This window comes from Endozoicomonas sp. ONNA1, assembly GCF_024606325.1.
Classification (GTDB): Bacteria; Pseudomonadota; Gammaproteobacteria; order Pseudomonadales; family Endozoicomonadaceae; genus Endozoicomonas_A.
In genome coordinates this window covers 1-14,332 of the sequence record NZ_JAHHPN010000516.1, presented here as the reverse complement: position 1 = coordinate 14,332, position 14,332 = coordinate 1, and the positions used below count along the sequence as shown (strand labels likewise).

Here is a 14,332-nt window from a genome sequence, read left to right as displayed (position 1 = left end):
TTTCTGTCTCTGTTTGAGTCTGTGACTGTGTTTCTGTCTCTGTTTGATTCTGTGACTGTGTTTCTGCCTCTGCCTCATTCATTCTATTCGAAAGCGTTTTAAGAAATGCTACTGATTTCCACTGATCGGCTTCGCTTAACTCTGACATACGCTGAAAGAACAAATTAGATAATGTTTCGTATAATCCTCTATCGGTATCGTTTATCGGTGGGTACTGGTGTTGTGACTTTACAAATGTAGCTGCTATAGCCAGTGTATCAGGATCTGCCGGCTCGCTTTGTAGTATGGCAATCATTCCTGCCTGAGCCCCTGGTCTGGAAAGTGCCTGATACATAGGTTCTTCCCAACGACATCTCTCATGATCTCCTGATTCTGCACCATGGTGTATTCGGGATCGCTGCCTACAAACCGGGCATAGTAGATCACGGTGATCTGATCGTAATGTATTTATACAATCCTCATGAAAATCATGTCCGCAGCAAAGGCTGGTACTTTGCTGATCACTGTTAATTTCATGTAGACAAATCGGACATACGTCAGCGTATCCTGTGCTGATTGTTAAAATTAAGTTGAAGACTAAAAAAATAAACAAGCGCATAAACGGCTTCACCATTTAGATTTTAATCAAGAGAACCGGCATTACAAAAAGTGCCAAAGGAAAGCATCTACTTCGCAGTCCCTGAATTTGTTATTAAGCGATGCTTTTAGATTTGTGTACTTCTTTATAGAGGCCAGTGTCATGTTCGTCCAGATCAGATTTCATCTTTTTCCGTCCGTTTCCCAACTTCATGAATTTCGCTACAAAGGCCGCATGTGTCGGGAGGAACTCGGTCTGGCCCCTACCAAGAACAATATTGACTATGCATCGGGCTTTGAGGCCACCATTCTGTAGGAAATACACGACTGATTTTCATAGGTATTTAATAACTGTTGTGTGTTGGACTGGACTTTTCAACAGCAGTGGCAGCCTTTAAGACAATGAGGCACTGACAGGGTTGTATCCTGCATCAGTGATTGATGTTTATCAGAGGGGTAAAACAAAGACTAAAAAGGTAAAATCCGGCCAATCTCTGTAGCAATGACTGATCAATGTCATCTATCTAATGCCTGTCTTATAAATTAAAATAGCTCCAAAGGTTTATAGGAATTGAGAAACACCCTTTATTTATCGAACATAGGCCGACTATGCAACGTTTAAGAAATAAACGGATTTTGCTTGGCGTCACAGGAGGCATTGCTGCCTACAAAAGCGCTGAGTTGATTCGTATGCTGCGCAAGTGGGATGCGGATGTCCGGGTGGTCATGACCAAAGCTGCCTGTGAATTCATCACGCCTCTGACGCTTCAGGCCCTTTCCCACAATCCGGTACATCTGGATCTGCTGGATGCCAAAGCTGAAGCCGGAATGGGTCATATTGAGCTGGCCCGCTGGGCTGATGTGGTGCTGGTGGCACCGGCCACAGCTGACTTCATGGCCCGGCTGACTGGTGGTCAGGCCGATGATCTTCTGACCACGCTGTGTCTGGCAACCAGTGCCCCTGTCTGTCTGGCTCCTGCTATGAATCAGGGCATGTGGCGAGACCAGAGCACGCAGCAGAATATTGAGCTGTTAAAAGAACGCAGCGTTCGTATCTTCGGGCCTGACGAGGGTAGTCAGGCCTGTGGTGATATTGGTCCGGGTCGAATGCTGGACCCTGAACTGATCGCCCGACATGCCGCTGAAATGTTTGAACATGATTTGTTGAATGGCCTGAATGTTCTGATTACCGCCGGACCTACCCAAGAAGCCCTGGACCCGGTGCGGTTCATTTCCAATCACAGCTCTGGAAAAATGGCATACTCTCTGGCGGATGCAGCTATGGAAGCCGGCGCGTCGGTGACGCTGGTCAGTGGGCCGGTTGCTCTGGAATCACCCGACCGGGTTGAACGTATTGATGTCATCAGTGCCAGAGATATGCATCAGGCTGTCCTCGATAATATCGAAGGGGTTGATATCTTTATTGGCTGTGCAGCGGTCTGTGATTATCGTCCTGTTGAAATCCAGAAAAACAAGATCAAGAAAAATCCTGATGATCCTTCTGAAACGCTGGAGATCAAGTTGGTCAAGAATCCAGATATTGTTGCATCGGTAGCAGATTTGGAGGTACGACCCTTCGTCATTGGCTTTGCGGCAGAAACCCAAAATGTTCTGGGTTATGCAGCGGATAAGCTGCATCGCAAGAAACTGGACCTGATTGTTGCCAATGACGTATCAGATGGTGATATAGGTTTCAGCAGTGACAATAATGAAGTGACCGTTCTGGGTGAAGATTTTGAAGAGCCCATGCCAAGAGCTTCCAAGACAGTTCTGTCCAGAAAGATTCTGAAAATTATTGCGCGCCGTTTTGGTAAATGGAAAGAAGCACACGAAAACACGTCAGGTGACCAATGAAAGCACTGAAAACCCGAATTCTTGATGCACGACTAGGCTCCGAATTTCCTATGCCAGCTTATGCAACCGATGGCTCTGCAGGTATTGATCTGCGAGCCATGCTGGAAAAGTCCCTGACACTTGAGCCGGGTCAGACTGAGCTGCTGCCTACCGGTATGGCCATTCATATTGAAGACGCTGCTCTGGCTGCCATGATTTTACCCCGCTCCGGGCTGGGGCATAAACACGGTATTGTTCTGGGTAACCTGGTGGGTCTGATTGACTCAGATTATCAGGGGCAGTTAATGGTTTCCTGTTGGAACCGGGGTCAATCGACGTTCACCATTGAGCCCGGTGAGCGCATCGCTCAGCTGGTGCTGGTGCCGGTGGTTCAGGCCAAACTGGATATTGTTGAGAGTTTTGAGGAAAGCGATCGCGGTGCCGGTGGCTTTGGTCACTCAGGCACTCGATGAATCAGAGCAGGCAGTGCGAGACACTGCCTGAGCCGGGAGCATCTTTTTTTAGGGTCAAACTTTTACCCTGCTTTTTTTTTCGGCTGATGGTGTTTTGTGAGGAGTATTGATGGATAAAGCGACCCAACTGCCATTGCATGATCGGGCCCGGGTAATCACCGAGGCACTGCCCTATTTGCAGCGTTTTTCAGGTAAAACCATAGTCATCAAGTACGGTGGCAACGCTATGGAGAGTGAAGAACTGAAAAATGCTTTCGCCCAGGGCGTCGTCATGCTGAAAGCGGTAGGCATCAATCCTGTTGTTGTTCATGGGGGCGGCCCTCAGATCGGGTCCATGCTGAAACGTCTGAATCTGGAAACCCGCTTCGTGCAGGGAATGAGGGTGACAGACTCGAGTACTATGGATGTTGTCGAAATGGTACTGGGTGGATTAGTCAACAAGGAAATTGTCACGCTGATTAATAACAACGGTGGTCGTGCAGTGGGTGTTACAGGTAAGGATGGTTGCTTCATCCGGGCACGGCGTTTGAAAGTGACCCACAAGACACCGGAAATGTCGGCACCGGAAATTATAGATATTGGTCATGTGGGTGAAGTGGAGTTTATCGACACCAGCATTGTTGAGATGCTGCAGAACTCAGATTTTATTCCTGTGGTGGCACCTATTGGTGTTGATGATTCAGGTCTATCATACAATATCAATGCCGATCTGGTGGCGGGTCATCTTGCTGAAGCTCTGAATGCGGAAAAACTGTTACTGCTGACCAATACTCCGGGGCTGCTCAGTAAAGAAGGTGAGTTGTTGACCGGCCTGGATTCCGGGCAAGTTGAGAAGCTGATTGCTGATGGCACGATTTATGGCGGTATGCTGCCAAAAATCCAGTGCGCCCTGAATGCAGTCAGTAATGGGGTAAACCGGGCTCATATCATTGATGGAAGAGTTCCCCATGCCTTGCTACTGGAACTTCTGACCGATCAGGGCGTGGGTACTCTGATTACTGGTGGTCAGTCGTGAATCTAAGGCCATGGGAAAAGAAATAGCCTTCTTAACGTGACGTAAGGCAAAATAGCGATCTTTAAGGTCAGAGGTCAGCGGCATTTTTGGCTCAAGGCTTTTTTTGGCTCAGGGCTGTTTGTAGTCTGAAAAAATTTTCACGGACATAGTAAGAGTGTGTCGAGAAGTAATGGATAAAACCAGAAAGTTTTCCCGAAAGGATCAAATTCTGCAGGCACTGGCCCATATGCTGGAAAATGCCCCCGGAGAGAGGATTACCACCTCATCTCTGGCCAAAGAAGTGGGGGTGTCTGAAGCAGCGCTCTACCGCCACTTTCCCAGTAAGGCCAAAATGTTTGAAGGCCTGATAGAGTTTATAGAAGACACTTTGTTCTCAAGGGTTAATCTGATATTGGAAGAAGAGCAGCGGGCTTTGCAGCGATGTGGCAAGATTCTGCAACTTCTGCTCGGTTTCTGTGAGAAAAACCCTGGCTTAACCCGTATTCTTACTGGTGATGCTCTGGCCGGAGAGCCTGATCGCCTGAGACAAAGAGTTTTCAGACTGTTTGACCGGCTGGAAACCCAGATCAAGCAAGTCCTCAGAGGTGCTGAACTCAATGAGGGACTGAGACCCCAAGTCACCCCGGGTGCTATGGCTAATATGCTGCTTTCCATTGTTGAAGGACGTATTTGCCAGTATGTGCGCAGTGAGTTCAAGCGAAAGCCAACTGAGCAGTGGCTCGGGCAATGGGAAGTGCTGGAAACGATAGTCTTCAGGTGAGCGTTATGCGTAAAAGCCTGAGCCTTGGGTTCCCGAGGCTTGCAGGGCAAGCCTCTTGAGCTGATTTCAGACCCCGTAGCGTTCTCTGTAATCCCTGATGGCGGTGGCATACATTTTTATGTCTTTGTTCTCCTCAGCATACGACAGAAGGTCATTAAGTGTGACAATGCTGACCACGGGAATGGCAAAATCTCTCTCAACTTCCTGAATAGCCGACAGTTCGCCCTTGCCTTTTTCCTGACGGTCCAGGGCAATCATGACTCCGGCCGGACTGGCAGGGCTCTGGTCGATAATTTCCATGACTTCTCGCACAGCAGTTCCCGCTGTGATCACGTCATCCACAATGATGACACGACCTTCAAGCGGTGCGCCGACAATATTGCCCCCCTCTCCATGATCTTTGATTTCCTTGCGGTTGAAACACAAGGGCGTATTGAGGTTGTGATGCTCAGACAATGCTACAGCAGTCGTGGTGGCGAGAGGGATACCCTTGTAGGCCGGGCCAAAAAGAATATCGTACTCGATGCCGGAATTGACCAGGGCATGGGCGTAGAACTGACCCATTTTGCTGATGGCTTCACCGGTATTGAAAAGACCGGCATTAAAGAAGTAGGGCGATTTTCTGCCTGATTTTAGGGTAAACTCACCGAAGCGAATGACTTGTTCCTGTAAGGCGAAGTCCAGAAACTCTCTCTGATAATCGAGCATGATCTATCAAGTGCTTATTCGTAAAAAAGATAGCTGTATTTTACCGTGAAAATTTCTCACATGCAGGCTCCGAAATGATTTTTACCAGATAAAGTTGGATTTACTGGAGTAATATGCAGTAGAACGAACGATTGGCTGGTATGAAGTTTTTATAAAGCTCTGACTAATGGATCGGAACCTTTTGAAATCCGGTCTTACGTCATTAGTCGTGTAAATCTGCAGTAAGTCTATGATAAGAAGGTCAGCAAACTGTATGGGAAACTTCAATTTGTAAAATACCTTTGCCAATTATCCATCGGTGCAGCTATTCTCGAAGGTAGTGTCTTTAGAAGAGAAAAAATCAAAATAATGTTTTGATGACTAACGGCAGTACCCTGTTCTGAGCTTTTGAGAAGCCGGGGCAGCATTTATGCGGATAAACATATCGGCGACAACCCTGTATCATCCGTCAGTTAAAATTCCCTCTTTTCCTGTACTCTGTGTAGTTGAACTTTTACCGTGGAAATGCAGCTCTTGTAACTATTAAGTTATTTCCAGGGTTTAATCAGGGCGGTTTAAAGCTGGTCCCGACTCCGGGAAGTGACGCTCTGGTTGAAGAGCGGCTTGTGGCTATCCAGGTTGTGAGTCGACACCCTCATTGGCGTGAGAGAGATGCAGGATGAAGCCTGTTTTAACGACTGTTGACTTAAGTCGACAGCCCAATCAGGTGTTTTGCTTTATGCCGGGCCAGGTCTGGTCAAGGCAAGGTGTAGTCAATAATGAGAGTTATCAGCTTTAATTGCGAAGGCATAAAAAACGCGCGTGAAAAAGGCCTTTTTGACTGGTTAATGGACCAGGATGCCGATGTTATCTGTTTGCAGGACATTCGTGAGGATGAGTTTGCAATGGAAGAAGACCGGTATCAGCTCAATGAATATTTCTGTTATGCATATGGTGGCTATGACAGGAAAGATTCTGGCGGTGTAGCTATGTATACACGTCAGTCGCCCAAAGCCATTATCAGCGGCCTTGGTTTTCCCGAGGCGGATGAAACAGGGCGTTATATCCAGGCCGACTTTGATAAGATCAGTATCGCCAGCATGTATGTGCCTGAAGGTCATGATGCTAACAGCCAGAATTTCAAGTATCGCTTTCTGGACAATTACTCCCATCACCTGAATAAGCAGCGTCGCAAGCGCCGTGAATTCATTATGGCGGGTACCTGGAACATTGCTCATCGCAAGATTGATGTGGCCAACTGGCGCGATTCTGAAGAAGTTTCCGGTTTTCAGCCTGCCGAACGCGGCTGGATGGAAGGCTTGCTGGGTGATATGGGCTTCTTTGATGCCTATCGTGAAGTAGATCGTGAGTCTGGCAAATACAGCTGGTGGCAAGATGATTTTCTGCGTCAAGACAATCTGGGCATGCGTATTGATTATCAGATCATCACGGCCGGAATGCGTCACTGTGTATTGAATGGCGGCATCTACAAAAACCAGACTTTCTCCAGTCATGCTCCGGTTATCATCGACTTTGACTGGGAATTGGAGAGCTGATCTGCACTTTCTTTTAACCGATAGCTGACAGGCTCTCGGTTATCCCTATTCCTACGTTTCATCCGGCGATGCCAGACCGGCAAGCGGTCTGGATCAGGCGGTTTATTCTGCCAGAGCCTCTTTTTGCAGATTAACCAGATCATCAATGCCTGCTTTAGCCAGGGCTAACATGGCTGTCATCTCGTTTTGACTGAAGGGTGCTGTTTCAGCGGTACCCTGAATCTCAATGAAACCACCCTCTTCTGTCATGACGACGTTCATATCGGTTTCAGCGTTGGAGTCCTCTGGATAATCCAGGTCCAGAACCGGACTACCCTGATAAATACCTACAGAAACAGAAGCAATCAGTTGGAGGAATGGATCATTCTTGATGATCTTTTTCCTTTGCATATGTCGAATAGCATCAACCAGAGCTACGCAGGCACCGGTAATAGAAGCTGTGCGGGTACCACCGTCTGCCTGGATCACATCACAGTCAATGGTGATGGTGTTCTCACCCAGTTTTTTCAGATCAACAGCAGCGCGCAGGGAGCGGCCAATAAGGCGCTGGATTTCCAGAGTGCGGCCACCCTGCTTGCCTCTGGCAGCTTCGCGACCCATCCGGTCTGTGGTTGAACGGGGCAGCATACCGTATTCGGCGGTCACCCAGCCTTGTCCGGAACCTTTCAGAAATCGGGGAACTGACCTGTCGACAGACGCGGTGCAGATTACCTTGGTGTTGCCAAACTCAACCAGCACTGATCCTTCAGCGTGCATGGTGTACTCACGAGTGATTTTAATGTTGCGTAACTGATCTGCAGTTCTTCCACTGGGACGCCGCATGGTCTTACCTTCTACCGCCGAGAATGTTAAAAGCGGAATTATAACCAAGGCAGGCCGAGGGCTCTATGTTTGCCATAAAATAACCACGGACGGCCGAAAGCTCACCGAAGCTTGATACTGCTTGCTGTTGATGTATCCTGCAGCACCAGATTGCAAACTTTTTCGTACACTACTCATGCTCAGCCATTGTGGCTGGCTGTTCTTTTAATAGGGAAACTTATGACTTCCAGTATGACGGCGTTTGCCCGTACTCAGGTCCAGGAGGGCTGGGGCAGCCTGGTGTGGGAAATTCGTTCAGTCAACCATCGCTACCTGGAGCCTCATTTTCGTCTGCCAGAAGCTGTCAGGGAATTAGAACCCGCATTGCGAGAGGCATTGAGAAAGCACTTGCACAGGGGCAAGGTAGAATGTTCATTGAAGTTGCAACTGGCGGAAGGTCAGCAGCAACTGAACGTCAATGAATCGGTCCTGGAAGCTCTGCAATCTGTGGTGAACAAAGTTGAAACCTATTTCATCAATGCTTCCGGCGTGAATCCTCTGGAAGTCCTGCAATGGCCCGGCATTATGGATAATGAAGAGACCAACATGACTCCGGTTCATGGGGCAGCTGTCAAAGCGTTTGAAGGAGCCCTGTTACAGCTGTCGGACTCCCGTCGCAGAGAGGGGGCCGAGCTGGAGAAATTCATCCGGTTAAGGCTGGAAGGTGTCACCGAAGAAGTAGAAAGCGTGCGCTCTATTCTCCCTGATTTGCTGGAATCCCAAAGACAAAAAATCATGGATCGTCTCAACGAAGCCAGGGCTGAGCTGGAGCCGGATCGACTGGAACAGGAGCTGGTGATTCTGGCACAGAAAATGGACGTTGATGAAGAGCTGGATCGTTTATCTGCCCACATTTCTGAAGTTAAACACACTCTGGGCAAGAAAGGGGCTATCGGGCGCCGTCTTGATTTTTTGATGCAGGAACTCAACCGGGAAGCCAACACGCTGTCCTCAAAATCCATTAACGCAGGTCTGACACAAAGTGCTGTCAACCTTAAGGTGCTGATTGAGCAGATGCGGGAGCAGATACAGAATATTGAGTAAATGCTTGTGGTTCCGGGTTTGCGTGTTCTTTGCGTAAACGCTTTAGTTGTCTGCCAAGTCCGATGGCATTGTATTAATTTTATCCATTGATATTGATTGCCAGTATGGGCAACCAGTGTATCGCCATTTATAAACGATGCCTTTGGAGGAAGTAGTAAACGACTGGCGACAAGTGCTCATCAGGTAGGCTGAGCCCCAGTTAGAGACCCAGCTATAAACTTTCTTACCACCTTTCAGTTGCAGCGTGGAGCTGGGGGCTCCCCAGTTACCGACCACTTCTTCTATGTGGTGACTTTGCCAGGATTCCATGACCTCCCGAGTGGTGGTGCAGCCTGTCAGAAGGCAGATGAAAAGTAGAGAATACGTCAAAGAATGGTTGTTGAACACCTGACTGCCTTGCTTCGATCTTCAGGGTTTAATCAAAGGATTATAGAAGTGATTAGTCTGTAGTAAGAAGTATTCAGTTTGTAGAAATACCTTTGTGTAAAATGAAGACTTAATACTGATCTTCCAGCAGTCGAAACTTGAACTGTCTATAGCCCGGTGAGCTGGAGATGCATTCCAGCAGTTGCCCTTTTCGGATCTTGTCTCCCTGGAGCAGAGTGAATTTCAGTCCACTTTTGAAGGACATCCTGGGCGTTATCAAGGTGGGCATATCATTCACAGGCGGCATGATTGGTAAAAGGAACGCTCTCTGATAGTGAGTGGTGTCCATGTTTTTTTTCAGAGGTGTGAGCGCACAAGGTTTTGTTGAGGCAGACAGAAGCTCCAAACCCATGAGCAGATCTTTTTTATCATTCACCTGAACCCAGCGTACTGCGGCCAGTAGCCAGTTTTTCTTGCCGGTTTCTCTGATAGCCAGAAGCTCTCCGGTTCGCAGCTGTTGTTCAAGATCACCACTGCTGCTCAGGCAATAACCCCCTGCGCAGGTATTGATGATTGAGCAACTGTAAACGGGGTATAGAGGTTCCCGATTACCCGAGTGGGTAAAGTGGACGGGCGAAGTGCTCGTGAACATCTTTGCATCTTCATCGGTGTGCGCGTCATGGGCCTCCGACCAGGCATCACTGCTGTCATTGGAGGAGAACGTGCTCTTGCCAGATTTGTTTTGTGCGATATGTCCGGAAACCATTTCATCAAATGACTGCTGATCGTGCAGGAAATAATGAACCGCGCTGAAGCCAAAACAGATCTCACAAGTGTCTGAGCTTTGCTGGCGCTGGTGTTTTCGTTGTCCGGGAAGGCTCCAGGCAGCCGCCAGATGATCAATGACCCGTTTGGCCATAGCTCCGGGCTTTTCTTCCGAGACGGATTCACTCAGCCTTTTCAGGTGTGCGGTTAGTAGCCTGGAATCCAGAGCCAGAAGGTGATCATTTTTTTCTCCTTCCAACAGAGAGCTATAGAGCAGGCCTTCATCGGAATCCAGATTGACCACAAAGTGTGACCGGCTGTCTTCTACAGGCTCGAGTTTGCTGTGTGGTGCCCAGAGGCAAAGTGCCTTGAAAATCTGTCGGATTTCCTGGGGTCTCAGCTGGTTGGATCGGGAGCGACTGAGCAATAACGCCCGCTTATACAGATCCGAAAGAGACAATTTCCTGGCTTTGGTGGTGATGGGGTCCTCAAGGCTGAAAGTTTCCAGATTTTGTGTGCGGGCAGCGAAGTATAGCGTGTGCATTTCCAGCCATACCCGCTCGGGAACAGGTCGATAATACTCGCAGGTAAAGAGCAGAATAGAGGCACTCTCAGTCATTGACCGATGCAATGCTGCGGCCAGGGGGCTGGCAGTATCCTGTTGGCTCTGACTGCTTCGGACAACCATCTTGTAGACTTTCAGTAGCCTGAGTAGCAGCTTCAGACAGTTGTTGTACTCTTGTTGCTGAGCATCATTGAAAGTGACGATATTTTTCAGAGTCTGACTCTGACTCTGATGTACCAGAAAATAAACGACGGGCCTGAACTGCTCAACCAAAGACCATTGAAGAGAAGGTTGTACTTTGAGGCGGGTCAGTTCTTCCAGCGCCTGCCCTATTGATTTAAACGACACTGACCTGTCGGTTTTAGGCAGTTCACTGAGCCATTGGTGAACCGCATGCACATCCGTTTGGCTGAACGATAAACTGTTCAGGCTTTGAGACGGGAGCTGCAATGGAATCCTTTCGTTCTGCATGTCCATTGAATCATCCTGATTATCTGCCCGTTAAAAAATCTTTAGCACTATTTCTTATATTAAGATCACAGGCTTAAAGAATCCAGCATGACTGGCGGGCTAATTGATCGGTATCGGGGTTTTGCTGGCCTCTCCCGCTATCTCTCTGACCAACCTGGGGACCAGGTAACCCGGACATTTCTGCATAAGTTCATGAATGAGTATCTTCGCGCTCTCTTCCGTTACGTCAAAGTGAGCAGCACCTTGAACCCGGTCCAGAAGATGCAGGTAATAAGGCAGTACTCCGGCATTAAAGAGGGTGTGACTCAGATCAGCCAGTGACTCAGAGTCATCATTAATACCTTTAAGCAGAACCGTCTGATTAAGTAATATGGCACCCGCTTGTCTTAGCTTTTGCAGTGACTGTTCAACCGGCTCATCGATCTCATTAGCATGGTTGCAATGAATCACCATAACGGGTTTAAGTCTTCCACCACAAAACCAGTGGAGCATTTCCCGGGTGACTCTCTGGGGAATAACAATGGGCAGACGGGTATGGATTCGAAGCGTTTTTAAATGGGGAATATCGGACAGTTCCTCTACTATGCGGGCAAGGCGGCTATCAGAAGAAGCCAGTGGATCTCCGCCGCTCAATATGACCTCATGAATACTATTTTGAGAACGAATGTACTCTACCGCCCGCATCCAGCTGTCTCCGCCCAGCTGATTGTCACCATAAGGGAAATGCCGCCGAAAGCAGAAACGGCAATTTACGGCACAGGCTCCGCTGACAATCAGCAGCAGTCTTCCCTGGTATTTATGAATAATACCCTGGGTCGGGTTCCGGGACTGTTCTGCCAGAGGGTCGAAACTGAAACCACTGACTTCCACACACTCTTCTCCCAGGGGCAGAACCTGCCTGAGTAATGGATCGTACTGGTCACCCCTCTTCATCCGGTCTATATATGGACGTGGAATCCGCATACTGAAAGACTTGTCGCCTTTGATGGCTCCCGGCAGCAGAGTGTGTGGAAGATTCAGCATGTTCAGCAGTACTTCAGGGTCAGTGACTGAATCTCCCAGTACTTTTTTCCAGTTTTCAGGCTGCTCTTCGGGAAGCAGAAGACGGGTTGATAGCTTGTCAGTATGCACACCGCCCTCGTAACGGGTTATCATAGGGGTTTTCATTTTGCTGGTAGTGTCCGATGGCTAGTTATAGTACCAACGAGTTTCGTTCTGGTCTCAAGGTGATGTTGGAAGGTGACCCCTGCGTCATCATTGAGAACGAGTTTGTAAAACCGGGTAAGGGCCAGGCCTTTAACCGGGTTAAGTTCCGCAACCTGATGAGCAATCGTGTCTGGGAACGTACCTTCAAGTCTGGTGAAAGCATCGAAGCGGCAGACGTGATGGACTATGACATGGAGTACCTCTACACCGACGGTGAATTCTGGCATTTCATGATGACCGACGGTTCTTTCGAGCAACACGCTGCCAGTAAGGAAGCCGTGGGCGACACTCTCGATTGGCTCAAAGAGCAGGAAGTATACTCCGTAACCCTGTATAACGGATCCCCTCTTTCTGTGTCCGCACCTAACTTTGTAGAGCTGGAAGTCATTGAAACCGACCCGGGTCTGAAAGGTGATACCGCCCAGGGGGGCTCCAAACCAGCCAAACTAAGCACTGGTGCTACCGTGAAGGTTCCTCTTTTTATTACCGAAGGTGAAGTTCTGAAAATCGATACCCGTACTGGTGAGTACGTGGGTCGCGTGAAGTAATTGGCCGGTTCCTCCAGCTTCTGGCTGGAGGGTTTTCGTACCTCTCTGTTTTTGTGATTCCTTTCTACTGCGATCCCTCTTTGATTTTGTTACAGCTTTCATTGATTGCCTCTCTGTCGAGGCTAAGATGTGACGCATTTTCACGAATGGAGTATGACTTACATGTCATCCGATAATTGGAAACCCTCTGCCTCAATCACGACGCTTCAGGAAAGGGCTCGGTTGTTTGCCAGAATCCGACAATACTTAGATGGGCAGCAAGTAATGGAAGTGGATACACCCATGCTTTCTGCCAACGCGACTGTGGATCTTCATATCGACAGTTTTATCACTACCTTTCGACCTATCGGAGCGGGTAGTGAACAATCCTGTTACCTTCATACATCGCCCGAGTTTCCTATGAAAAGGCTTCTGGCTGCCGGCAGTGGTGATATCTATTCTCTGGGTCGAGTATTCCGTAATGGTGAAGCGGGTGGGCGGCACAATCCTGAATTCACTATGCTTGAATATTACCGGCTTGGCATGGATCAGCATCAATTAATGGATGACATGACATTACTGTTGTCGTCAGTCACAGCCTTTAAAGAGGTAAAAAGAGTCAGTTATGGGAAAGTCTTTCAGGAAAAACTGGGGCTGAATCCTCACGGCGCATCGGATGAAGTGCTTTCTGCTCTGGTTCAAAAACACGTAGATAAGGGACTGTCAGGTCTGGGAAGAAATGACTGCCTTGATCTGTTGTTTTCAAATAGGATTGAGCCTGAGCTGGGCCTCGGCAGGGCCGGTGAGCTTAATGGCGTTTACGTCTACGACTACCCAGCCAGTATGGCCGCCCTGGCCCGGCTTCATACGAATGATCAAGGTGATCAGGTGGCTGCGCGATTCGAGCTTTTTACTAACGGTGTTGAACTGGCCAATGGTTACCATGAACTGACCCATGCCGAAGAGCAGCAAACGCGTTTCCGGACAGAGCAAATTAAACGCAAAGAACAGGGTAAACCTGTTTACCCCTACGATCATCGTCTTATTGAAAGCCTGAGGTCAGGTATGCCCGATTGCGCCGGCGTTGCCATAGGACTTGATCGTCTCCTGATGTTAATGCTGAACAAAAAGAAGATTGCGGATGTCGTTGCGTTCGATTTTTTCAGGGCCTGAACAAGCAGCTCGTAAGGTAAGATTACAAACGTCATTCGACGCTGGAATCATTGTGTATTTATATGACCAGCAATGAGTATTAGGTATTAATCCCCTATTGTAATAGTAGGTTTCGGACGTATAATTCGATCCACTTCTTCGGCGCAACATTCCATTGTTAACAGGCAGCAGTGCAGTCAATAAAATATTGATTGACAGTTTGGTTTAGCGATGTAAAATGCGCCGCCGCTGAACAAGAAAAGCAACGCTGATTAAGTATGGGCGTCTGCCAGTTTAGCGAGTTGAAAAGTGGCTTTAACTCTCTGGTAGAGACAGCGCTTGACAACGACCGGCGCCAAGGTAAGATGAGCGCCTCGCTGAACGGCACTGACTGCTGCTTCAGCCGGTTAAAACCTTCTCGTTTTAATCCAGTTCTTTAACAAATTATCAGACAATTCGTGTGGGCGCTTGTGCG

15 protein-coding genes and 1 pseudogene are annotated in these 14,332 nt (G+C 48.4%); 9 read left to right on the top strand and 7 right to left on the bottom strand.

The genetic code is table 11. The features are described from left to right. Both KDK19_RS11780 and KDK19_RS24380 read right to left on the bottom strand, forming a co-directional pair. Window positions 1-334 (bottom strand): hypothetical protein (locus KDK19_RS11780; RefSeq protein ID WP_257292013.1); only part of this gene is annotated, 334 nt, incomplete at its 3' end. Window positions 335-412: 78 nt separating this feature from the next. Beyond that, window positions 413-598: pseudogene (locus KDK19_RS24380) on the bottom strand (RING finger domain-containing protein); the annotation flags it as partial. A 141-nt stretch (window positions 599-739) separates the two neighbouring features. Between KDK19_RS24380 and KDK19_RS24375 the strand changes: the two are divergent. The 5 genes from KDK19_RS24375 to slmA all read left to right on the top strand — a co-directional run bounded on the left by KDK19_RS24375 (window position 740) and on the right by slmA (window position 4,657). Then, the gene (locus KDK19_RS24375) at window positions 740-892 is read left to right on the top strand and encodes a DUF3596 domain-containing protein (RefSeq protein ID WP_257254049.1); all 153 of its coding nucleotides are present in this window, start codon (window positions 740-742) and stop codon (window positions 890-892) included. Window positions 893-1,185: 293 nt separating this feature from the next. Next, window positions 1,186-2,430 carry a bifunctional phosphopantothenoylcysteine decarboxylase/phosphopantothenate--cysteine ligase CoaBC gene (gene coaBC / locus KDK19_RS11775; RefSeq protein ID WP_257254048.1) on the top strand — a complete coding sequence of 415 codons (1,245 nt, stop codon included), beginning with the start codon at window positions 1,186-1,188 and terminating at the stop codon, window positions 2,428-2,430. Next, window positions 2,427-2,882: a dUTP diphosphatase gene (dut, locus tag KDK19_RS11770; RefSeq protein ID WP_257254047.1), complete on the top strand. Its 456-nt coding sequence runs from the start codon at window positions 2,427-2,429 to the stop codon at window positions 2,880-2,882. The genes coaBC and dut overlap by 4 nt, the downstream gene beginning before the upstream one ends. Window positions 2,883-2,991: 109 nt before the next feature. Further along, window positions 2,992-3,897: an acetylglutamate kinase gene (gene argB, locus KDK19_RS11765; protein WP_257254046.1), complete on the top strand. Its 906-nt coding sequence runs from the start codon at window positions 2,992-2,994 to the stop codon at window positions 3,895-3,897. A 169-nt stretch (window positions 3,898-4,066) separates the two neighbouring features. Continuing rightward, on the top strand, window positions 4,067-4,657 hold the full coding sequence (gene slmA, locus KDK19_RS11760; protein ID WP_257281830.1) for a nucleoid occlusion factor SlmA: 591 nt from the start codon (window positions 4,067-4,069) through the stop codon (window positions 4,655-4,657). 66 nt (window positions 4,658-4,723) lie between these two features. Here slmA and pyrE read toward each other — a convergent pair whose 3' ends face one another. After that, complete coding sequence (gene pyrE, locus KDK19_RS11755; RefSeq protein ID WP_257292012.1) at window positions 4,724-5,365, bottom strand: orotate phosphoribosyltransferase; 642 nt, start codon at window positions 5,363-5,365, stop codon at window positions 4,724-4,726. 758 nt (window positions 5,366-6,123) lie between these two features. Between pyrE and KDK19_RS11750 the strand changes: the two genes are divergently transcribed. Next, entirely contained in the window at window positions 6,124-6,900 is a 777-nt protein-coding gene (locus KDK19_RS11750; RefSeq protein WP_257281829.1) for an exodeoxyribonuclease III, read from the top strand. Between the two features lie 102 nt (window positions 6,901-7,002). Here KDK19_RS11750 and rph read toward each other — a convergent pair whose 3' ends face one another. Next, window positions 7,003-7,722: a ribonuclease PH gene (gene rph / locus KDK19_RS11745; RefSeq protein WP_257254683.1), complete on the bottom strand. Its 720-nt coding sequence runs from the start codon at window positions 7,720-7,722 to the stop codon at window positions 7,003-7,005. 219 nt (window positions 7,723-7,941) lie between these two features. Between rph and KDK19_RS11740 the strand changes: the two genes are divergently transcribed. Continuing rightward, on the top strand, window positions 7,942-8,805 hold the full coding sequence (locus tag KDK19_RS11740) for a YicC/YloC family endoribonuclease (RefSeq protein ID WP_257254684.1): 864 nt from the start codon (window positions 7,942-7,944) through the stop codon (window positions 8,803-8,805). 42 nt (window positions 8,806-8,847) lie between these two features. Here the strand turns inward: KDK19_RS11740 and KDK19_RS11735 are convergent, their stop codons facing one another. The 3 genes from KDK19_RS11735 to epmB all read right to left on the bottom strand — a co-directional run bounded on the left by KDK19_RS11735 (window position 8,848) and on the right by epmB (window position 12,127). Further along, entirely contained in the window at window positions 8,848-9,114 is a 267-nt protein-coding gene (locus tag KDK19_RS11735; protein WP_257254685.1) for a hypothetical protein, read from the bottom strand. Between the two features lie 187 nt (window positions 9,115-9,301). Next, window positions 9,302-10,978: a hypothetical protein gene (locus tag KDK19_RS11730; protein ID WP_257292011.1), complete on the bottom strand. Its 1,677-nt coding sequence runs from the start codon at window positions 10,976-10,978 to the stop codon at window positions 9,302-9,304. A 93-nt stretch (window positions 10,979-11,071) separates the two neighbouring features. After that, entirely contained in the window at window positions 11,072-12,127 is a 1,056-nt protein-coding gene (gene epmB / locus KDK19_RS11725) for an EF-P beta-lysylation protein EpmB (RefSeq protein ID WP_257281827.1), read from the bottom strand. A 29-nt stretch (window positions 12,128-12,156) separates the two neighbouring features. Between epmB and efp the strand changes: the two genes are divergently transcribed. Continuing rightward, on the top strand, window positions 12,157-12,726 hold the full coding sequence (gene efp / locus KDK19_RS11720) for an elongation factor P (protein ID WP_257281826.1): 570 nt from the start codon (window positions 12,157-12,159) through the stop codon (window positions 12,724-12,726). Between the two features lie 162 nt (window positions 12,727-12,888). Then, entirely contained in the window at window positions 12,889-13,878 is a 990-nt protein-coding gene (epmA, locus tag KDK19_RS11715; protein WP_257281825.1) for an EF-P lysine aminoacylase EpmA, read from the top strand. The last annotated feature ends 454 nt before the right edge of the window (window positions 13,879-14,332 follow it).